The following is a 19902-nucleotide window of genomic DNA, read 5'->3' on the forward strand; positions in this document are numbered from 1 at the left end:
TCCCACCGACAACCAGACAGGAGTGCACGGTTATCGGGGTAGTCACCCACCCTTGAAGAAGTGTTCACACAGCCACGCGGCGTTCAGCCGGTCGTCACCGGCGGCGCGTCACTCCGCCTTTTCGAGACCACCCGCGCGCAGTTGGGTCCTGAGGTGCGCCACGAGGCCCGGCGCGGCGATCCCGGGGAGCATGCAGCGCCACATGACGGCGACCCGGTGCGTCAGGTCCTCGCGGTTCGTGTAGAGCTGCGACATGAGCTGCAAACCGGTGAAGGCACCCACGATGAGCTGTGCGACGTCCTCGACCTCCAGGCCGGGCAGGAGCTCGCCGCGCGCCTCCGCGTCGCGGAGGATCTCCAGGATGACCTCGGCCGAGCGCTGGTACGCGATGACCTTGCCGTCGCGGAAGGAGGTCTGCTCCACGGTGAGCCGGACACTGGCCTGCAGGACGGGGTCGTGCTGGAGGCCGTGCGCGAAGCGGAGCGTGAGGTCGATCAGCGACTGCAGCTTCGTCGGGCGCTCGGGCGCCACGAGCGCCTGCGTCTGGGCGTCCACCAGGGCCGCGGCGATGGCCTCCTTGGAGGAGAAGTGATGGTAGAGGGCGCCCCTGGTCAGTCCGGCGCGCGCCAGGATCGCCGTGGTGCTCGCGCCCTCGTAACCGCTTTGGGCGAAGACCTCGGCCGCCGCCTCAAGGATCAGCCGCCGCGTCCTGATCCCACGCTCTTGCAGCGCCATCGGCACACTCCCGTATTGGTTGACAATCCAAACAGCCTTGTCTGTATCTTAAGTCGGCGAATCAGGCAATCTCAGGTGTGCCCGACCTTGCCAAGATCTTCTGCTCATCCACGGGGAAACGAGTCCTGCATGCAAACGCTGTCGCACACCGCTGAGGCCGGCACTCCCTCGGCTCCGCGGTTGACACCCACCGTGCCACAACCCCGGCTCCCGGACGCGAGCGAGAACCTCACCATGACCGTTCCGCGCCAGTACGTCCACCGCGCCGCCATGGCCGAGGTCTTCCTCACCGACTGGACGAAGAGGGGCCCCGACGCCTTCACCGTCCGGGCGCAGTGGCCCCGGGCCCACGCGCTCTTCGTGACGCAGGGCGCCCACCAGGACCCGATGCTGCTAGCAGAAACGATTCGCCAGACCGGGTCGCTCCTCTCCCACGCCGCGTACGGCGTCCCCCTCGGGCACCAGTTCCTGATGTGGGACCTCACCTTCTCGGCCTCCCCCGAGGCCGTGGCCGCCGAACCGGTCCCCACGGAGCTCGAACTGCACGTCACGTGCCGCGACATCACCCGGCGCCGCGGCGAGCTGAGCAGGATGCGCTACAGCGCGAGCGTCCTGCGCGACGGCGAGCCCGTCGCCACCGGCGGGGCCTCCTTCAACTGCGTCACCCCCAGCGCCTACCGCAGGCTGCGCGGCGACCGCTCCTTCCTCCCGGACGGCGAGCTCCCGCCGCCCGTCGACCCGGCCATCGTCGGCCGCGACCGCGCCCGCGACGTGGTCCTGTCCGCGGCGCCCGAGGGACCCGCGGTGTCCGAGGCGCCCGCCGGGCGGTCCCCGCGCCGCTGGCTGCTGCGCGCCGACACCACCCACCCGATCCTGTTCGACCACCCGGTCGACCACGTGCCGGGCATGGTCCTGCTGGAGGCCGCCCGCCAGGCGGCCCAGGCGGTGAGCCCGCACCCGATCCTGCCGATCGCCGTCAGCACGGTGTACGAGAACTACGCCGAGTTCGACGCCCCCTGCTGGATCGAGGCCGTCCCCGGCGCCCCCGACGCCCTCGGCCGCCCCACGGTCGAGGTCACGGGCCGCCAGCGCGACCAGCAGGTCTTCGCCAGCACGGTCACGGCCTGGCCCCTGGTCTGACCTCCGGTCCCACCCACCCGCCGGACGGGGAGCGGGGTGCGGTGGTCCGGGCCCTCCCGGGGGGTGGGGTCCGGAGTCCAGCGGGCCGGTGGCCCGGGCCGGGGGGCCCGGGCCGCCGGTCCGCGCCACAGTGAGTGAGACAAGCCGAGCCGTAACGAGAGGCGCGCGTACGTGACGAGTTCCCTGGCCCCCACCGTCCTGGTCACCGGAGCCGGCGGGTTCGTCGGCAGCCGGGTCGTGGAGCACGCGCGGCACGCCGGCGGGGCGCGGCGGCCGAGGCTGCGGCTGGTGGCGCACCGGCGGCCCGTCGTGCCGCGGGGGCCCGGCGTCGAGAACGTCACGGGCGACCTCACCCGCCCCGGGACGCTGCGCGGCCTGTGCGACGGCGTCGACGTGCTGCTGCACTGCGCCTCGCACATCGGGGGTCCCGACGAACTGTGCCGCGCCGTCAACGTCGACGGCACCGCGGCCCTGCTCGACGAGGCCCGGCGGGCCGGTGTGGCCCGCGTCGTGTACCTGAGCACCGCCGCCGTGTACGGGCGCGGCAGCTTCGTACGGGCCGAGGCCGCCGACCTGGAGCGCGCCCCGCTGTCGGAGACGTCCCGGACCCGCGCCGCCGCCGAGGACCTGGTGCGCGCCGCGGGCGGGCACGTCCTGCGCCCGCACCTGGTGTACGGCGCCGGTGACCGGTGGGTCGTCCCCGGGCTGCTGCGGCTCCTGGGGGTGCTGGGGGCGCGCGTACGGGAGTGGGAGCGGGCCCGGCTGTCCGTCATCGACGTCGACGCGCTCGCCGGCGCGCTGGTGGCCGTCGCGCTGGCCCCGGAGGGCCGGCTGCGCGACACGGTCCACCACGCCAACCACCCCGACCCCGTACGCGCCGACGACCTCGTACGGGCTGCCGCCGGTGCCTGCGGGGTGCCCTGGCCGGCGGAGAGCGTCGACTACGCGGAGGCGTGCGAGCGGCTGGCCGCGCGGGGCGTGTCCACGCACACCCTGGACATGCTGGTGAGCGACCACTGGTTCGCGAGCACCGCCCTGTGGGAGGAGCTGGGACGCGCGCCGGGCCGCCCGTTCGCGGAGGGCTTCGCGGGGCACGCCGCCTGGTACCGCGAGCAGTACGCGACGGCGGACCGCACCGCCTGACCGCACCGCCCGGTCACACCGCCCGACCGCACCGTCCGACCGCACCGCCCGGTCACACCGTCCGACCGCACCGTCCGACCTCGGCGTCCGGTCGTACCGCCCGACCGCACCGGCCGGCGCCGTCCGGCCGCCGCGCCGGTGGTGCGCCGGAGCGGCCGGGCGGCCCCGCCCCACCTCCGACGCCCCGCCTCCGACGCCCCGCCACCGCCTCCCGGCTACGAGCCGAGGATCGTCGTCAGGAACTCCCCCGTCCACGCCAGCAGTTCGCGGCCCACCACCGGCTTGCCGCCGATCGTGCCCGTCGTCGGGCGGGGCACCAGGATCTGGCGGGCCGGGGCCTTGATCACCGTCCGCGGGTGCAGCCGCTTCAGGCGCAGCTCCTGCGACTCGCGCAGCTCGACGGGGGCGAAGCGGACGCTGTTGCCCTGCAACACGATCTCGCCGACCCCGCACGCCCGCGCCAGCATCCGCAGGCCCGCCACGAGGAGCAGGTTCTCGACCGGCTCGGGCAGCTTGCCGTACCGGTCCACCAGCTCCTCGCGGACGGCCTTGATGTCCTCCTCCGAGTTGGCGGAGGCGATCGCCCGGTACGCCTGGAGGCGCAGCCGCTCGCCGGGCGCGTAGTCGTGCGGGACGTGCGCGTCGACCGGCAGCTCGATCTTGACCTCCAGCGGCGGCTCCTCCTCCGCGCCGCCCTCCAGGGACGCCCGGTAGTCCGCGACGGCCTCGCCCACCATGCGGACGTACAGGTCGAAGCCGACGCCGGCGATGTGGCCGGACTGCTCGCCGCCCAGGAGGTTGCCCGCGCCGCGGATCTCCAGGTCCTTCATGGCGACGTACATGCCGGCGCCCATCTCGGTGTGCTGGGCGATCGTCGCGAGGCGCTCGTGGGCGGTCTCGGTGAGCGGCTTCTCCGGCGGGTACAGGAAGTACGCGTACCCGCGCTCGCGGCCCCGGCCGACGCGGCCGCGCAACTGGTGCAGCTGCGACAGGCCGAAGTTGTCGCCGCGCTCCACGATCAGCGTGTTGGCGTTGGAGATGTCGATGCCGGACTCGACGATCGTCGTCGACACGAGCACGTCGAACTTCTTCTCCCAGAAGTCCACGACGACCTGCTCCAGCGCCTGCTCCGACATCTGGCCGTGCGCCGTCGCGATCCGTGCCTCGGGCACGATCTCGCGGAGGCGGGCGGCGGCCCGGTCGATGGACTCGACGCGGTTGTGGATGTAGAACACCTGGCCCTCGCGGAGCAGTTCGCGGCGGATCGCGGCGCCGATCTGCTTCTCCTCGTACGGGCCGACGAACGTGAGGACCGGGTGCCGCTCCTCGGGCGGCGTGGTGATCGTCGACATCTCGCGGATGCCGGTGACGGCCATCTCCAGCGTGCGCGGGATGGGCGTCGCGGACATCGTCAGCACGTCGACGTTGGCGCGGAGCTTCTTCAACTGCTCCTTGTGCTCGACGCCGAAGCGCTGCTCCTCGTCGACGATGACCAGGCCCAGGTCCTTGAACTTCGTCTCGGACGAGAACAGCCGGTGCGTGCCGATGACCACGTCGACGGAGCCCTCCCGCAGCCCCTCCAGCGTCGCCTTCGCCTCCGCGTCCGACTGGAACCGCGACAGGGCCCTCACCACGACGGGGAACTGCGCGTACCGCTCCGAGAACGTGCCGAAGTGCTGCTGCACGAGGAGCGTCGTCGGGACGAGGACGGCGACCTGCTTGCCGTCCTGCACGGCCTTGAAGGCGGCCCGCACGGCGATCTCCGTCTTGCCGTAGCCGACGTCGCCGCAGATCAGCCGGTCCATCGGGACCGACTTCTCCATGTCCTCCTTCACCTCGGCGATCGTCGAGAGCTGGTCGGGCGTCTCCACGTACGGGAAGGCGTCCTCCAGCTCCCGCTGCCACGGCGTGTCGGGGCCGAAGGCGTGGCCGGGCGCCGCCATCCGCGCCGAGTACAGCTTGATCAGGTCGGCGGCGATCTCCTTGACGGCCTTCTTCGCGCGCGCCTTCGTCTTGGTCCAGTCGGCGCCGCCGAGCCGGTGCAGGGTCGGGGCCTCGCCGCCGACGTACTTGGTGACCTGCTCCAGCTGGTCGGTCGGGATGTACAGCCGGTCGCCGGGCTGGCCGCGCTTGGCGGGCGCGTACTCGACGAGCAGGTACTCGCGGGTGGCGCCCTGCACCGTCCGCTGCACCATCTCGATGTACCGGCCGACGCCGTGCTGCTCGTGGACGATGTAGTCGCCCGCCTCCAGGGTGAGCGGGTCGATCGTCTTGCGGCGGCGCGTCGGCATGCGGCGGCCGTCCTTGCCCGCGGCCTTCTGCCCCGACAGGTCGGTCTCCGTCAGCACGGCCAGCTTCAGGCCCGCGTCGACGAAGCCGTGCTCGACGGAACCGCACGCCACGTGCACGACGGACGGGGTGATCTCCGTCAGGTCCGCGTCGAGGCGGGCCGCGACGCCCTCGCCGCCGAGCACCTCGACCGTACGGGCCGCCGGGCCGTGCGCCTCCGTCACGAAGACGGTGCGCCAGCCGTCCGCGAGCCAGCCCTTCGTGTCGGCCAGCGCGCGCGCCGTGTCGCCCCGGTACGCCTCCGGGGCGCGCATGCCGAGCTGGATCGTGTCCTGCTCCAGCTCGGCGTCGGGCGCGAACGGCGACACCGACCACCAGGGCATGCCCAGCTCGCGCGCCCGGTCCCGTACGTCCGCGATGGACCACAGGGACGCGGCGTCCACGTCGATCGGGGCCTCTCCCCCGCCCGCCGTGGCCGCCCACGACGCCTGGAGGAACTCCTGGGACGTGGCGACCAGGTCGGCGGCCCGGGTCCGTACCCGCTCCGGGTCGCAGACGACGGCCATGGAACCCTGCGGCAGCACGTCCAGCAGCAGCTCCATGTCGTCGACGAGGACGGGGGCGAGGGACTCCATGCCCTCCACGGCGATCCCCTCGGCGATCTTGCTGAGGAGTTCGCCCAGCTCCGGGTGGGCCTCGGCGAGCGCGGCGGCCCGCTCCCTGACCTGCCCGGTCAGCAGCAGCTCCCGGCAGGGCGGCGCCCACAGCCCGTGTTCGGCGACCTCCAGGGACCGCTGGTCGGCGACCTTGAAGTAGCGGATCTCCTCGACGTCGTCGCCCCAGAACTCGACGCGCAGGGGGTGCTCCTCGGTCGGCGGGAACACGTCGAGGATGCCGCCGCGCACGGCGAACTCGCCGCGCTTCTCCACCAGCTCCACCCGCTGGTACGCGGCGGCGGCCAGTCCCTCGACGACCGTGCCCAGGTCGGCGCTCTCCCCGGTCCGCAAACTGACCGGCTCCAGGTCGCCAAGGCCCTTGACCTGCGGTTGGAGTACGGAGCGGATCGGCGCGACGACCACCTGCACGGGGCCGGCCGCGGGGTCGTCCGGCGACGGGTGCGCGAGGCGGCGCAGCACGGCGAGGCGCCGCCCGACCGTGTCGCTGCGCGGGGACAGCCGCTCGTGCGGCAGGGTCTCCCAGGCCGGGTACTCCACGACGCGGTCGGGGTCGAGCAGGCTGCGCAGCGCGGCGGCCAGGTCCTCGGCCTCCCGGCCGGTCGCGGTCACCGCCAGCACGGTCCGCCCGGCGTCCCTGGCCAGCGCCGCCACCGCGAAGGGCCGCGCCGCCGGGGGGCCGACCAGGTCCACGTGGGCCCGGTGCCCGCCGGTGGCCGCCTTGACGGCTTCGGCGAGGGCGGGGTCCTTGACGACGGCATCGAGGAGACCGTGCAGGCTCATGGAGCTTTCCGTCCCGGGTTCGTGAGGGGGGTGGGCAACGCGAAAGACCCGACGCGAAGAACGGGCCGGGGTCCTCTCAGCCTACGCCCGCACGGTGGTGCCCGCGCCAGGAAGGCCGGGCGGGGGGCGCGGCCGGGGTGCGGGGCGGGGCGCCGCCTCGGGCGCGCGCCGGAGTACGGGCGGGGCGCGGACCGGGTGCGGGCCGGAGCGGGGGGCGGAGCGAGGGGGGGCGGAGTGGGGCCGAGGTGCGAACCGGAGCGGGGCTGGGTGCGGGCCGGAGCGGGGGCCGGGTGCGAACCGGAGCGGGGGCCGGGACAACGGAACGGGCCGAAAGAGGAAGGACGAAGAACAAGGACATCCTCCCGCACGGGCGGAATCCGACGGAAGACCCGGAGGATCTCAGGGGAACCCCGGTGGAGTCCCGAGGGAAGGCCCAGAGGAGTCCCGAGGGTGTTCCGGGGGGCCTCGGATTCCGCACGCGGACGAACCGGGCGGAGGAAGGGGGAGGAACACCCCCACGAGGTCCCCACCCCCGTGGAGGACCCCGCGGAGGAGCGGTCCACCTCCATGGGTACCAGCCCGCGCCGGATCCTCCCCACCTGTTTTCCGGGACCGCCCGGTGAGAGGGTGTCAGGTGGAAATGCCGTGAGGGGAGGGACGCACGTGGTGGAGGGCACGAACAGGACGGGCGCGGACGGGACGGGCCCGAGCGAGGCGGGCACGGTCGGGACGGGCCCGAACGGTACCGGCGCGAACGGAACGGGCGCGAACGGGACGGGCGCGGAGGGCGTGGGCACGGGGGAGGACGCCCCGCAGGCCCTGGCCACCGACCGAGCACCGGCCACCGACCGAGCACCGGCCGCCGACCGAGCACCGGCCGCCGACCGGATACCGGCCGCCGACCGAGCGGCGCCGTCCCCGGAGAAGCCGCTCCGCCGGGGCCCGGTCGTGGCGGCGATGATGCTGTCGGTGGCGCTGGCCGCGCTGGACGGCACGGTGATCGCGACGGCGGTGCCGCAGATCGTGGGCGACCTGGGCGGCTTCTCCCTGTTCTCGTGGCTGTTCTCCGGCTACCTCCTCGCCGTCACGGTCACCATCCCCGTGTACGGGCGGCTCTCCGACACGTACGGCCGGAAACCGGTCCTCATCACGGGCATCGTGCTGTTCCTGGTCGGCTCGCTGCTGTGCGCCGCGGCGTGGAACATGGCGTCGCTGATCGCGTTCCGGGTGCTCCAGGGCCTGGGCGGCGGGGCGCTGCAGGGCACCGTGCAGACGATCGCCGCGGACCTGTACCCGCTGAAGGACCGGCCGCGGATCCAGGCCCGGCTGTCGGGCGTGTGGGCGGCGTCCGCGGTGGCGGGACCGGCGGTGGGCGGGCTGCTCACGACGTACGCGGACTGGCGCTGGATCTTCCTGGTGAACGTCCCGGTGGGCGGTCTCGCCCTGTGGCTGGTGGCCCGCTACCTGGTGGAACCCCGCCGCACGGGGCGGCCGGAGCGGGCGCGGGTGGACTGGCCGGGCGCCCTGCTGGTATTCGCGTCCGGCGCGGTGGTGCTGACGGCGCTGGTGCAGGGCGGCGTGGCGTGGCCCTGGCTGTCGGTGCCGTCGCTGGGGCTGTTCGGGGCGGGCGCGCTCCTCGTCGCCCTGACGGTGCTGGTGGAGCGGCGGGCGGCGGAGCCGATCGTGCCGGGCTGGGTGTGGCGGCGGCGCACGATCGCCTCGGTGAACCTGGCGCTGGGCGCGCTGGGGCTGCTGATGGTGGCGCCGTCGGTGTTCCTGCCGACGTACGCGCAGGCGGTGCTGGGCCTCGGGCCGGTGGCGGCCGGGTTCGTCCTGTCGGTGATGATCCTGAGCTGGCCGGTGAGCGCGTCGCTGTCGCACCACGTGTACCGGCGGGTCGGGTTCCGGCAGTCGGCGGTGATCGGCATGTCGCTGGCGATGGTGACGCTGCTGGTGTTCCCGTTCCTGCCGTACCCGGGCGAGCCCTGGCAGCCGGCGCTGCTGATGCTGCTGCTGGGCGCGGCCCTGGGCCTGTTCCAGCTGCCGCTGCTCGTGGGTGTCCAGTCGACGGTCGGCTGGTCGGAGAGGGGCACGGCGACGGGGTCGGTGCTGTTCTGCCGCCAGATCGGCCAGAGCGTGGGCGCGGCCCTGTTCGGCGCCGTCGCCAACGCGGTGCTCACCTCCCGCCTCGGCCCCTCGGGCGGCGACCTGGACACGGCGGCCCGCGCCCTGGACGACCCGGGCGCCCTGTCCCCGGCCGCCTCGGAGACCCTGCGCCGCGCCGTGGACACGGCGGTCGAGTACGTGTACCTGGGCGCGGCGGCGGCAGCGGGCCTGGCCGTCCTGGCCCTCCTGCTCGTGGCGCCGCGCCGCTTCCCGCTCCTCACGGAGCCGGACGGGGACTGACGCCGTCACCGCGCGGCGCGGGCAGCGGGACGAGGGTCCGCGCCCGGGCCCTCCACGACGCGTCGCCGTAGACCCCGGCCAGCGGGTACCAGCCGCCCCGGCCGGGCGGCCCGGCGACGACGGCGACCTTCATCCGGGCGGTGTCCAGGACCCGGGCGCCGGGCGGGCCCCGTCCGGCTGGCATCCATCCAACGCGGGTACCGCTCCGGGGAGAACCGGGCACTCTGGAGGTCCGGTTGAACGGGTTGAACGCTCGGGGGTTCGGCGATGGCGGCACGGACACGCACACCCAATGAGACGCTGGCGCGGCTGATGGCCGAGGCCGGCGCGGGCAACGAACAGTTCGCGCGCAAGGTGAACCGGACGGGCGCGGAGCTCGGACTCCGGTTGCACTACGACAAGACCGCGGTCTCCCACTGGTTGAAGGGCAGCGTGCCGAAGGCGGAGGCCCGGCCCGCCGCGGTGGAGGCGCTGTCCCGTCTGCTGGGCCGCCCGGTGACCTCCGCCGAACTGGGGTGGGGCGCGGGGCCCGGTGAAGAGCCCGACCTCGCGTCGGGGGTGGTGGAGCTGAGCCGGGCGGACATGGACCCGTCCCGGCGGAGCGTCCTGGGCGCGGGGCTGTACAGCGCCACGCTGCTGGTGCCGTCCTTCCAGGACCTGGCGGGTCGGTCGGAGGCGGCGCGCACGGGCCGGACGGTGCACATCGGGGACGGTGACGTGCGGACGGTCCGGCGCATGACGGAGAAGGTCGCGGAGATCCTGGACGAGATCGGCGCCGGTCACGCCCGCCCCATGGCGGCGGCCTTCCTGGTGAACGCGGTGGGCCCGTACCTGAAGGCGCCGGGCCCGGAGCGCGTACGGCGGGACATGCGGGCAGCCGCCGCCGACCTCGTCTACCTCACCGGGTGGATGGCCATGTACGAGGAGCGGCAGGGCCTGGGCCAGCGGTACTACGTGAAGGCGTTGAGGCTGGCCGGGGAGGCGGAGGACCACGTCACGTACTGCCGCACCCTGCGCGGCATGAGCCTCCAGGCGTCCCACCTCGGGTACGGGCCGAAGGCGCTGGAGCTGGCGGACGGCGCGGCGGAGGCGGCACCCGCGGCCGGGCCGCGCCTCGTGGCGTTCCTGCGGGGCCAGCAGGCCCACGCCTCCGCCATGGTCGGTGACCGGCGCGCCGCCCTGGCCCGCCTGGGCGAGACCGAGGCGGCCCTCGCCCGGGCCGACGACCGGCGGGACGCGGTGGGCGGCTACGACGAGGCCGCCTACTTCTTCCACGAGGCCCACGTCCGCTGGTGCCTGGGCGACGGGGAGGGCTCGATCAGGAGCCTGCGCCGGTCCAACGCGGCACGCGCCCCCGAGGAGCGGCAGGGGCGCCTGCACTGCCTGGGCGTGATCGCGGAACGGCAGTTCCGCATGCGGCACGTGGAGGCCGCCTGCGCCACGTGGCACGCCTTCCTCGACGAGCACCTGACGGTCTCCTCCGCCCGTGGCGACGCCCACCTCGCGACGATCCTCCGCGCCCTGCCCGCCCACCGCGGCCTCCCCGCCGCTCGCACCCTGGAGGAACGCGCCCGCCACGTCGCCGCACTGAAGGCCGCCTGACGGCCGGCGGACGGGAACCGTACGGCCCGCCCTCCGGTCGCGTCGTCCTCCGGGTACGGCCGCCCGTAGACTCCGGGCCCGGGGGGAGGCCGGCTCCGAGCCGGGACCACCGTGTGGCGGAACCGGAGGCGGAGATCGCCGCTCTGAGTACGCCGTGACGAGAGGGTGAGGCATGTCGCAGACCGATGGCGCACGACTGTTCCGGGAAGCCTGGATCGCGGGTGTCCGCCGCCACTTCCCCGGTGAGCCGAAGCCCGGCTACGTGACCCCCTGGGACGACACCCCGCAGTGGGAGCGCGAGGCCGCGGGCTCCGTCTACGAGCAGGTCCGCCGGTTCGTCGAGATCAGCGGCGGCAACACGGCCCGGCTGTCCCGCGAGCAGAAGGGCCGCTTCGTCGCCACGTGCTGGACGGCCCAGATGTTCAAGCACTTCGAGGACCCGAAGCCCGGTTACGTGGCGGACTGGCAGGACCTGCCGGCCTGGCAACAGGAGACCGACGCCGACATCTTCGAGACGATCGAGAAGTCCCTGGGCTGACCGCCCCGGCGTGCCCGATGACGGGCAGCACGAGGGCGAAGAACGGCGCAGCCGCCCGCCTCGGTGGAGTGAGGAGGGCCCCGGTGCCGAGGCGCCGGGGCCCTTCCGCGGTGCTTACAGCAGGCCGTCCCACATCTGTTCCAGCAGGACCGACCACCAGCTCTCCGGGGACGCCAGTGCCGCCGGGTCCAGCATGGCGAGCTGGGCCTGGAAGTCGACCGTCCAGCGGCCCGCCTGTTCCGGCGTCAGGCCGAAGCGGAGGCGCCACATGCGGCCCAGCAGGGCCAGGCAGCGGGTGAACTCCGGCAGGCCCGTGTTGACGAACTGCGGGGCCACCGGCCGGCCGCCCGGGCCGGCCTCGACCGGTACCGCGACGATGTGGGCCGTGCCGTACTGGACGCAGATCGCCCGGCCGAAGTCGGACCCGAGCACCAGGTACGCACCCGCGTCGGCGGCCGGCTGGATCTGGCGCTGCGCGGCCAGTTCGGCCAGCGTCGGGACGACCGGCTGCGCGGGCTGCGCCCAGAAGAACGGCCCGAAGTCCGCCGGCAGGCCCGCCCACACGAGGGTGCGCGCGACCAGCTCCGGTACGCCCTGCCGGGACACGGCCCGCTGGTCGAACCGGCAGATGCCGTGCGGCCCGAACGCGCCCGTCAGCTCCTGCGCGATGCCCTCCGGCGGGATCGGCGGGACCGGCTGCACCGGCGGCAGCGGGGCGCGCACCGGCGCGGGGCGGGCGGGGCCGTCCGCCACCTGATGCAGCTCCCCCTGGTGGGCGATGAGCTGCCGCATGCCCTGCTGGCGGCTCGCGTGGTCACGCCCGTACGGGGCGATCGACGTGATCCGTGCCTGCGGCCAGGTCTCCTGGATCATCCGGGCGCAGTAGCCGCCGGGCAGCTCGCACGAGGCGAGCTCCGTGTGCAGCTCCAGCACCTGCTGCGGCGGCACGTTCATGGCGCGCAGCTCGTGCAGGATCTGCCACTCCGGGTGCGGGGTGCCCGGCGCGGAACGGCGGATGATCTGCGCCTCCGAGCCGTCCGGCGCCCGGTAGCGGAGCACGACCTGGTAGCCGGGGCCGACCGTGGGCAGGCCGGTCGGCTGCGGATACCCGTACGCGGGCGCACCGGGCGGCGGTACGGCGCCGGGCGCGCCGGGCATACCGGGCGGCGGTACGGCCCCGGGTGCGCCGGGCATGCCGGGCGGGCCGGGGGGTGCCGGGGGGCCGCCCGGGCCGGGGTGGGCCAGCATCGTCGCGGCGTGGTGCACCCCGCCGGGCGGCGTCCCGCCGGGGGCGCCCGGGGCTCCGGGCGGCGCGGGTACGCCGGGGGCGCCCGGCGCGCCGGGCGGGCCGGGAGGCGCCGGGGGGCCGCCCGGGCCCGGCTGCGCGAGCATCGTCTGCGCCATGTCGACCCCGACGGCGCCCGGCGGCGTCGAACCGGGCGGCGCGGGAGGCCCGGGCGGACCGGGAGGTCCGGGAGGTCCGGGTGGGCCCGGGCGCGGCGGCGTGCCGGGGCCGCCGGGTCCCGGGTGGGCCAGCATCGTCTGCGCCGTGTCCACACCGCCGCCGGGCGGCGGGGTGGGCGCGCCGGGCGGCTTCGGCCCGTCCGGTCCGAGCTGCGCGACGAGCTGCGTCGGTACGTACCCGCCGGCGGGCGCACCGGGACCCGGCGCCGGTGCGGGCGGCGGGGTCGGCGTGCCGGTCGGCGTTCCGGCGGGCGGGCGGGCGCCCGGCGTACCCGGTGCGCCGGGGGGCGGCGGGGTCGTGGGGCCGCCCCCGCGCGTACCGCTCCCGGGCGTGCGCGGCGGCACCGCCGCCTTGCTGGTCGCCGCGTCCGCGATGTCGGCGGCGTCCAGGTCGAGGACGGGCCCGACGGCCGTACGGGGGAGCTGGCTGCCGCCCTGCATCAGCGCGGTCGGCGCGTCGGCCGGGACGGCCGGGGGCGGCGTGTCGTCGTCGTCCGAGCCGGCCAGCGGGGGCGCGAACACGGTCGCCGGGAGGGGGACGGAGACGTCGTCGGCCGCACCGGCCGAGGCGCTGGTGTCGTTCCAGGCGGAGGGCGGCGGCGTGGTGGACGACGTGGTGGACGACGTGGCGGGCACCCCGTCGGGGGCGGTCGGCTCGTGGTCCGGGCCGGGTCCGGGGACGGCGTCCCGCGGGCCGGGCACGGTGCCGCCGGGCGGGGTGCCGCCCGGAACGGCGTCGAACGGGGAGGTGCCGCCCGCGGAGGTGCCTCCCGGAGCGGCGTCGCGCGCGTCCGTGCCGGACGGGGCGCCGTCGCGCGGGCCACCGGCGTCCCGCGGGCCGGGCACGGACCACTCGTCGGCCGGCGCGCCCGCGGGCGGCGCGAACGGCACCGCCGGCGGAGGGGTCGCACCCGGCGCGGGCGGCGCGAACGGCACGCCCTGCGCGGGCGCGCCGCCCACCGGGGCCTCCCCCGCATCCGCTCCCGCGTCCGAACCCGCCTCCGAGCCCGCGCCGGACACGCCCGACGTACCCGACACGCCGGCCGCGCCCGCTGCACCTGACACACCAGACGCACCCGACGCAGCAGCCGCACCCGGCGGCTCCTCCGCCCTCCGGTCCGGGACGCCCATGCGGTCCGCCGCGTCCTGGAGCCACTCCGGCGGGGTCAGCAGGAAGGACGTCTGGTTCAGGTCGATGCGCTCCGGCTGCCGGGGCGGCGGGGTCCCGGCCGCCGCCCGGGCTCCGTACTCCTCCTCGTACCGGCGGATCACCTCGCCCACCGGCAGCTCCGGCCACAGCGTGGCCTCGCCGTCGCGGGCGATGACCAGCCGCTGCCCGCCGCCGTCCGAGGAGGGGCCGTCGGGGCGGTCCTCCGCCCAGGCGACGAAGCCCAGCTCGAACTCCCGCACCCGCACCTCGCGGTGCTGGTACGGCGGCACGTCTCCGTTGACCCACTCCTCGGCGCGCTCCTGCGCCTGCGCGAACGTCACCATCGGACCGTCACCCGTCACCCTTCACCCGTGACCGGGACGGCGCGTGCGAAGCCGCCGTCCACCATCAGGTTCGCCACCGTCTCCAGCTCCGGCGGGCTGCCCGCCAGGCGCCGCAGGAACTCGTCGAAGTCCGCGCCGCACGGCAGCAGGAGCCGCTCCATGCGCTCCTGGATCGCCGACCCGTCGCCGTCCCGCGCGTCGTCGTACGGGCAGAACCACACCGAACCCGTCCCGGCGCCCCGCGTCTTCACCGCCAGCAGGCCGCCCTGGACGAAGGCGACGCCCAGGTAGTCCTTGGTCAGGTGGTCGCGCAGGCACTTGTTGACGTACACGAGGTCGTTGGCGCCGGCCTCGTCCCGGACCGTGAAGAACGGCTGGTCGACGAGGAGCCCCAGCTCCGCGTCGAGGGCGACGCCGACCGGCGCGCAGCCGCCCGCGGCCTTGAGGAAGGAGCGGTACGCGCCGGGCAGCCGGTAGCCGAGGTCCTCCTCGACGCCCTGGAGCTGCGTCTCCGTCACGGACACGGCGTTCCTGGGCAGCCCGAAGTGGGCGGGGCGGGTGTCCTGGAGGGGGCGCGTGCCCCGCTTGTCCTGGTCGACCGCCGCGGTGGCGAGCCCGCCGTGGTGCCGCAGCAGGGCCTTCACCTCGACGGGGACCAGCTCCATGCGGCGCGTGCGGGGGACGTGGTGCCAGGTCCAGCCGTGCGGGGTGGCGACCGCCGGGAGCGCGTCCCACAGGGGGTGGCCGTCGGCCTTGAGCGCGGCGTTCGCGGAGACGTAGTCGGTCAGCCGCAGCTCGTCCACGCCGAAGCCCTCCGGCGGTTCGGCGATCTCCGCGGCGGCACGGGCGTACGGCGAGAAGTCCGGGAAGCCGTCGGCGTCCACCCGTACCCCCCTCGGGTGGCGGGCGGCCCGGACGGGGTCCGGGAAGTGCACGAGCTGTCCCGCGTAGGCCGCGTTCGGCGGCGCGGCTTGGTGCCCGAGCCGACCTGTCGTCATGGCGGTTGCCCCCTGGCTGCTGCTGGCTGGTTCCGCACAGCCTATGCGGTGGGTCCAGAGGGCGGCCGGGCCCTCCACGGCGGTGACCATGCGTCACGCCCGGGTGGCCGATCGGTGATCCCGCGACACACCGATAGGCCGATTCAGTGACCTCGTTTCCCATCTCCTCACCCATTTGGCAGTCTGTCCACGCAACTGGGGGGATTGCACAGAGGGGAACAGTACGCACCATGCACGCAGCGCAACCAGGAACGGCGCCCGCCTCCCGCGACACGGGGTCCGGCGGCGGGGACCCGCGCCTCTCGTGGAGCACCGCCACCCCCGACCGCGCGCCCGCGCTCCGCCACCGCCGCGACGGCATCCTGCCGACGGTGGGCGCGGCGCTGTCGGTACGCGGCGAGACCCTCACGTGCACGGCGGCGCGGGGCAACCAGCCGCCGGTGCTCCACCCCCTCGTCCAGGACTTCCTCGACACGCTCACGAGCGGGCAGCGGGAGCGCTTCACCGGGCGCTGCCCGGAGGCGATCCTGCTGTCGCGGCACCTGGTCGCCGCGGAGGGCAACCGGTCCAAACGGGCCCGGCGCAAACCGCTGACGGCCGGCGAGGCCAGGCGCTCCCTGAAGAACGCCAAGATCACGGCCCGGCGGATCCGCGAGGACGGCGATCCGCTCCACGGCACCTACGCCGCGCCGTGCCGCTCGTGTGCCGCCCTCCTCGCGCACTTCGGTGTACGTTCCGTCGATCCGACCTCGTCCCACCAGAACGGCTGACCCCACCCGCCATGCCCGACCTGAACACCACCCGCTTCTCCGTCGCCGTGGACGCCGCCCTGCGGGAGGCCGGCTGGCAGCCGGGCCGCTGGGACATCGAGCAGGCCGAGCGGTGGGCCGACGCACTGCGGGCCCACACGTCCCCGGCCGGGCACCGGCACAGCGTGTTCCCGGCGGCGGTGGAGGTGTGGGCCGAGTTCGGGGGGCTGCGGATCGCGCCCCCCGGTCAGGGGCGCCAGATCGCGCCGAGTCCGCTGCTGCTGGACCCGTTGGCGGGGCTGCACCTGGCGCGGAGCCTGTCGGACCTGGGGCGGGCGCTGGAGACCGAGCTGGCGCCGCTGGGGGCCGAAGGGGACGGCCGCGGCGTGCTGGCCATCGACGTGGAGGGGCGGGTGTACGGGCTGGACCACGCGGGCGACTGGTACCTGGGCCCGGACATCGACCACGCCCTGACGGCCCTGGTCACCGGCGTCCAACCCACCCGCCTCACCAGCCCCTGAGCAACCGCCCCCGGCGCCTCCGCACCGACCCCACCCGACCACCGACCCCACCCGACCACCGGGGCCACTCACCGGGAACACCCGACCGCCAGGGTCACCCACCCCCGGCCACCGGGGCCCCGGCCACCGGGGTCACCGGACTCACCCGCCCACCGGGAGGACGGCCGAGACGCGGAAGCCGCCCTCGTCCGTGGGGCCCGAGACGAACACGCCGCCCAGCGCCGTCACCCGCTCCCGCATGCCGATCAGGCCGTTGCCGCCGCTGGGGAGGCGGGCGCTGGCGGTGGCCGCGTCGCAGGGGCCGTTCTCCACCTGCATGGCGACCTCCTCGCCCCGGTGGGCGAGGCGTACGACGACCCTGGCGCCCGCCGCGTGCTTGTGGACGTTGGTCAGGGCCTCCTGCACCACCCGGTACGCGGTCTGCTCGACCTCCGGGGCGTACGCGCGGGCCTCGCCCTGGACGAGCAGTTCGACGACCGTCCCCGCCGCGCGGGACTGCTCGACGAGCTCCTCGACACCGCCGAGCCCCGGCCCGGCCCCGTCCTCCGCCGCGAACGCACCGGCGGCAGGAGCGGCGGGAGCAGCAGAAGGAGCAGAGGCGCCGGAAGCGGCGGAGGCGGCGGCTGCCGCGGCCCGCCCCACGGAGGCCAGCGGCTCCCCCACGGACGCCGGCGGCTCCCCCGGGGACGCGGCGGACAGCGCCCCGGCCGCCGGCTGTGCCGGTTCCGCGCGCAGGACCCCCAGCATCTCCCGCAGCTCCGTCAGCGCCTGCCGCCCCATCTCCCCCACGAGCGCCGCGTTCCTGACCGCCTTCTGCGGGTCCTTCAGCGCCACCGCCTGGAGCGCCGCCGCGTGCACGACCATGAGGCTCACCCGGTGGGCGACCACGTCGTGCATCTCGCGCGCGATGCGGGTCCGCTCCTCCGTGCGGGCGAGCTGGGCGCGCTGCTCCGCCTGGTCGGCCAGGAGGGACAGCTCCTGCTCCAGGGAGTCGGCGCGCTCGCGCAGGCTCTCCATGAGCCGCCGCCGCGCCCCTATGTAGAGCCCGAACAGGAGGGGCGGCGCGGTCAGCCCGACCGACATGAAGACCGACACGAGCGGCACGTACCAGGAGCCGGGGTCGAAGTCGGAGGCGGCGACGTCCTGCCGCAGCCGCACGAAGGTGACGAGGAAGACCGCGACGAGCGACATGCCGGCGAGCGCCGCGGTGATCCGCCGCGGCACGTCGGAGGCGGCGAGGGTGTACAGGCCGACGACGGCCATGAGGTAACCCATCTCGGCCGGTGTGACGGCGACGGAGACGAGGACGACGGCGATGGGCCAGCGCCGCCGCAGGACGAGCACCGATCCGGCGGCCAGTCCGAACAGCGCCCCCACCGCCGCCGGCACGTGGACGCCCTCGGCGAAGCCGACGCCCTCGCCCGCGCATTCCAGGGCCGAGAGGACCCCGAGTCCGATGTCCAGCGCGGCTCCGCGCCGCCTCCCCCACCACCCGAATCCCCGGGCGGTCATGCCCGCGGCGTCCTGGTGTGCCCCCGTTGTGGTCATGCATCCCAGCCTACGGGCGGCCCCCGCAGGTCCGCCGGGCACCGTCGCACGGAGGCCGGTCGGTACGGCATAGTGTTGCGTGCCGGTCCGGCGACCCGACCTCGTGTCCGGTTCAACCGGGTTGATCCCCCATGGTGTAATCAGGCAGCACTGCGGGTTTTGGTCCCGTATGTTCAGGTTCGAATCCTGATGGGGGAGCCAGTCGCGGCACGTCCGCGCGGGTCCTGGCCTCCGCGGCCGGGACCCGCCCTCGTTTCCCCTGCGAAACCCCCCGGTATCCTGCGGGTGTCCACCACCCGAAGCCGAAGGGCCACCCGTGAGCGCCAACCCCCCGGCCGCAGTCATCGTCCTCGCCGCGGGTGAGGGCACCCGCATGAAGTCCAAGACCCCGAAGGTCCTGCACGAGATCTGTGGCCGCTCCCTCGTCGGACACGTCGTCTCCGCCGCGCGCGAGCTGGACCCCGAGCACCTCTGCGTCGTCGTCGGCCACGCCCGCGAGCAGGTCGCCGCGCACCTCCAGGAGCACTACGCCGGGACGCGCACCGCCGTCCAGTACGAGCAGAACGGCACCGGGCACGCGGTCCGCATGGCGCTGGAGGAGCTGGGGCGGGTCGACGGCACCGTGGTCGTGGTGTGCGGCGACACCCCGCTGCTGTCCGGGCGGACGCTGGGCGCGCTGGCCGCGACGCACGCCGCGGACGGCAACGCCGTCACCGTGCTGACCGCCGAGGTGCCGGACGCGACCGGCTACGGCCGCATCGTCCGCGACCCGGCCACGGGCGCCGTCACCGCGATCGTGGAGCACAAGGACGCCAGCGACGAGCAGCGGGCCGTCCGGGAGATCAACTCCGGCGTGTTCGCGTTCGACGGGCGGCTCCTCGCGAAGGCGCTGGGCGAGGTCCGCACGGACAACAGCCAGGGCGAGGAGTACCTCACCGACGTGCTGGGCATCCTGCGCGAGGCCGGGCACCGCGTGGGCGCGTCCGTCGCGGGCGACCACCGCGAGATCCTCGGCATCAACAACCGCGTCCAGCTCTCCGAGGCCCGCGCGCTGCTCAACCGGCGCCTCCTGGAGCGCGCCATGGCGGACGGCGTGACGGTGATCGACCCGGCGTCCGTGCAGGTCGACGTCACCGTGACGTTCGAGCGGGACGCGGTGGTCCACCCGGGTACGCAGCTGCTGGGCGCCACGCACGTCGCGGAGGACGCCGAGGTCGGCCCGAACACCCGCCTGCGGGACACCCAGGTCGGCCGGGGCGCCCGCGTGGACAACACCGTCGCGGACTCCGCCGTGATCGGCGAGGGCGCCTCCGTGGGCCCGTACGCGTACCTCCGCCCGGGGACGCGGCTCGGTGTCAAGAGCAAGATCGGCACCTACGTCGAGACGAAGAACGCGACGATCGGCGAGGGCACGAAGGTCCCGCACCTGTCGTACGTCGGCGACGCCACCATCGGCGAGTACACGAACATCGGCGCCGCGAGCGTCTTCGTGAACTACGACGGCGAGAAGAAGCACCACACGACGATCGGGTCCCACTGCAAGACCGGGTCGGACAACATGTTTGTGGCTCCTGTCACGGTCGGGGACGGCGCCTACACGGCCGCCGGCTCCGTGATCACCAAGGACGTCCCGGCCGGCGCGTTGGCCGTGGCCCGTGGCCAGCAGCGGAATATCGAGGGCTGGGTGGCCCGGAAGCGGCCCGGCAGCGCCGCCGCCCAGGCCGCCACGGCGGCGGCCGGAGAGACCGGCGGCGAAGGCTGACCGAAAACACGTACGTCGTACTGGGCGTACCGTGATACGTGCACACAAATTCGGCT

14 protein-coding genes and 1 tRNA gene are annotated in these 19902 nt (G+C 75.0%); 9 read left to right on the forward strand and 6 right to left on the reverse strand.

Annotation, left to right across the window (positions count from 1 at the left end):
* Positions 1-108 precede the first annotated feature (108 nt).
* A complete protein-coding gene (locus AC07D6_RS19695) occupies positions 109-735 on the reverse strand; it encodes a ScbR family autoregulator-binding transcription factor (RefSeq protein WP_315880863.1) in 627 nt (208 codons plus the stop codon).
* A gap of 234 nt (positions 736-969) precedes the next feature.
* Here AC07D6_RS19695 and AC07D6_RS19700 point away from each other — a divergent pair, with 234 nt between their 5' ends.
* Both AC07D6_RS19700 and AC07D6_RS19705 read left to right on the forward strand, forming a co-directional pair.
* Positions 970-1875, forward strand: a complete 906-nt coding sequence (locus AC07D6_RS19700) for a ScbA/BarX family gamma-butyrolactone biosynthesis protein (protein ID WP_479046003.1) — start codon at positions 970-972, stop codon at positions 1873-1875.
* 171 nt (positions 1876-2046) lie between these two features.
* Entirely contained in the window at positions 2047-3018 is a 972-nt protein-coding gene (locus AC07D6_RS19705; protein WP_479046005.1) for an NAD-dependent epimerase/dehydratase family protein, read from the forward strand.
* A 215-nt stretch (positions 3019-3233) separates the two neighbouring features.
* Here AC07D6_RS19705 and mfd read toward each other — a convergent pair whose 3' ends face one another.
* Positions 3234-6764: a transcription-repair coupling factor gene (gene mfd, locus AC07D6_RS19710; RefSeq protein WP_479046007.1), complete on the reverse strand. Its 3531-nt coding sequence runs from the start codon at positions 6762-6764 to the stop codon at positions 3234-3236.
* An 888-nt stretch (positions 6765-7652) separates the two neighbouring features.
* On the opposite strand from mfd, the gene AC07D6_RS19715 reads away from it, so the two are divergent.
* Positions 7653-9170, forward strand: a complete 1518-nt coding sequence (locus tag AC07D6_RS19715) for an MFS transporter (RefSeq protein WP_479046206.1) — start codon at positions 7653-7655, stop codon at positions 9168-9170.
* Here the strand turns inward: AC07D6_RS19715 and AC07D6_RS19720 are convergent.
* The gene (locus AC07D6_RS19720; protein ID WP_479046009.1) at positions 9148-9354 is read right to left on the reverse strand and encodes a hypothetical protein; all 207 of its coding nucleotides are present in this window, start codon (positions 9352-9354) and stop codon (positions 9148-9150) included. The genes AC07D6_RS19715 and AC07D6_RS19720 overlap by 23 nt on opposite strands.
* Positions 9355-9437: 83 nt before the next feature.
* Between AC07D6_RS19720 and AC07D6_RS19725 the strand changes: the two genes are divergently transcribed.
* Both AC07D6_RS19725 and AC07D6_RS19730 read left to right on the forward strand, forming a co-directional pair.
* Positions 9438-10772 carry a hypothetical protein gene (locus tag AC07D6_RS19725; RefSeq protein ID WP_479046011.1) on the forward strand — a complete coding sequence of 445 codons (1335 nt, stop codon included), beginning with the start codon at positions 9438-9440 and terminating at the stop codon, positions 10770-10772.
* Between the two features lie 172 nt (positions 10773-10944).
* Positions 10945-11310 carry a hypothetical protein gene (locus AC07D6_RS19730; RefSeq protein WP_479046013.1) on the forward strand — a complete coding sequence of 122 codons (366 nt, stop codon included), beginning with the start codon at positions 10945-10947 and terminating at the stop codon, positions 11308-11310.
* 114 nt (positions 11311-11424) lie between these two features.
* Here AC07D6_RS19730 and AC07D6_RS19735 read toward each other — a convergent pair whose 3' ends face one another.
* Entirely contained in the window at positions 11425-14268 is a 2844-nt protein-coding gene (locus tag AC07D6_RS19735; RefSeq protein WP_479046016.1) for an SUKH-4 family immunity protein, read from the reverse strand.
* Positions 14269-14282: 14 nt separating this feature from the next.
* A complete protein-coding gene (locus AC07D6_RS19740) occupies positions 14283-15266 on the reverse strand; it encodes an SMI1/KNR4 family protein (RefSeq protein ID WP_479046018.1) in 984 nt (327 codons plus the stop codon).
* Between the two features lie 230 nt (positions 15267-15496).
* Here AC07D6_RS19740 and AC07D6_RS19745 point away from each other — a divergent pair, with 230 nt between their 5' ends.
* Together AC07D6_RS19745 and AC07D6_RS19750 are read left to right on the forward strand one after the other, a co-directional pair.
* Positions 15497-16036, forward strand: coding sequence for a YwqJ-related putative deaminase (locus AC07D6_RS19745; RefSeq protein ID WP_315880853.1), 540 nt, complete (start codon positions 15497-15499; stop codon positions 16034-16036).
* A gap of 11 nt (positions 16037-16047) precedes the next feature.
* Complete coding sequence (locus tag AC07D6_RS19750; protein WP_479046021.1) at positions 16048-16536, forward strand: SUKH-3 domain-containing protein; 489 nt, start codon at positions 16048-16050, stop codon at positions 16534-16536.
* 141 nt (positions 16537-16677) lie between these two features.
* Here AC07D6_RS19750 and AC07D6_RS19755 read toward each other — a convergent pair whose 3' ends face one another.
* Positions 16678-18084, reverse strand: a complete 1407-nt coding sequence (locus AC07D6_RS19755; RefSeq protein ID WP_479046024.1) for a sensor histidine kinase — start codon at positions 18082-18084, stop codon at positions 16678-16680.
* A 125-nt stretch (positions 18085-18209) separates the two neighbouring features.
* On the opposite strand from AC07D6_RS19755, the gene AC07D6_RS19760 reads away from it, so the two are divergent.
* Positions 18210-18285 (forward strand) — tRNA-Gln (locus tag AC07D6_RS19760).
* Between the two features lie 115 nt (positions 18286-18400).
* A complete protein-coding gene (glmU, locus tag AC07D6_RS19765; protein ID WP_315880850.1) occupies positions 18401-19846 on the forward strand; it encodes a bifunctional UDP-N-acetylglucosamine diphosphorylase/glucosamine-1-phosphate N-acetyltransferase GlmU in 1446 nt (481 codons plus the stop codon).
* Positions 19847-19902: the final 56 nt, after the last annotated feature.

This window comes from Streptomyces sp. NPDC045287, assembly GCF_056432325.1.

What these genes read in the sequence shown, in the direction of transcription:
- AC07D6_RS19695 (WP_315880863.1), bottom strand. Translation starts at nt 735, where the DNA reads ATGGCGCTGCAAGAGCGTGGGATCAGGACGCGGCGGCTGATCCTTGAG.
- AC07D6_RS19700 (WP_479046003.1), top strand. Translation starts at nt 970, where the DNA reads ATGACCGTTCCGCGCCAGTACGTCCACCGCGCCGCCATGGCCGAGGTC.
- mfd (WP_479046007.1), bottom strand. Translation starts at nt 6,764, where the DNA reads ATGAGCCTGCACGGTCTCCTCGATGCCGTCGTCAAGGACCCCGCCCTC.
- AC07D6_RS19720 (WP_479046009.1), bottom strand. Translation starts at nt 9,354, where the DNA reads ATGCCAGCCGGACGGGGCCCGCCCGGCGCCCGGGTCCTGGACACCGCC.
- AC07D6_RS19725 (WP_479046011.1), top strand. Translation starts at nt 9,438, where the DNA reads ATGGCGGCACGGACACGCACACCCAATGAGACGCTGGCGCGGCTGATG.
- AC07D6_RS19730 (WP_479046013.1), top strand. Translation starts at nt 10,945, where the DNA reads ATGTCGCAGACCGATGGCGCACGACTGTTCCGGGAAGCCTGGATCGCG.
- AC07D6_RS19735 (WP_479046016.1), bottom strand. Translation starts at nt 14,268, where the DNA reads ATGGTGACGTTCGCGCAGGCGCAGGAGCGCGCCGAGGAGTGGGTCAAC.
- AC07D6_RS19740 (WP_479046018.1), bottom strand. Translation starts at nt 15,266, where the DNA reads ATGACGACAGGTCGGCTCGGGCACCAAGCCGCGCCGCCGAACGCGGCC.
- AC07D6_RS19745 (WP_315880853.1), top strand. Translation starts at nt 15,497, where the DNA reads ATGCACGCAGCGCAACCAGGAACGGCGCCCGCCTCCCGCGACACGGGG.
- AC07D6_RS19750 (WP_479046021.1), top strand. Translation starts at nt 16,048, where the DNA reads ATGCCCGACCTGAACACCACCCGCTTCTCCGTCGCCGTGGACGCCGCC.
- AC07D6_RS19755 (WP_479046024.1), bottom strand. Translation starts at nt 18,084, where the DNA reads ATGACCACAACGGGGGCACACCAGGACGCCGCGGGCATGACCGCCCGG.